Genomic DNA, 258 nt, shown 5'->3' with positions numbered 1-258 from the left:
GTCGACTTCCTCCACATCGGACGATGACGCCGCGGCGTTCCGGCTGATCAACACGAGAATGTCGGAACCGGATCGCGTCGACGGCGTCGCAACGGGGCAGTACCTCGCGGAAACCCTTCCCCGCTTCGAGGACAAGAGCAGCCGCGACCCGCTGCCAGCCCTGATGACGGCAATTCACTCCGACGAACCACTTTCCGAAGATGAGTTGTTGGGGCTGTACGCCGAGCGGTTGGCAGCGGAAGAGCGCGAGGGCGAACG

1 protein-coding gene is annotated in these 258 nt (G+C 64.0%); it reads left to right on the top strand.

The features are described from left to right. The coding region (locus HKX41_12210) for a hypothetical protein (protein ID NNC24899.1) at positions 1-258 on the top strand (258 nt) is incomplete at both ends.

The organism is Salifodinibacter halophilus (assembly GCA_012999515.1).
Lineage (GTDB): Bacteria > Pseudomonadota > Gammaproteobacteria > Nevskiales > Salinisphaeraceae > Salifodinibacter > Salifodinibacter halophilus.
The sequence above is the reverse complement of the archived record's forward strand: the minus strand, read 5'-3'. Positions and strand labels throughout refer to the sequence as shown.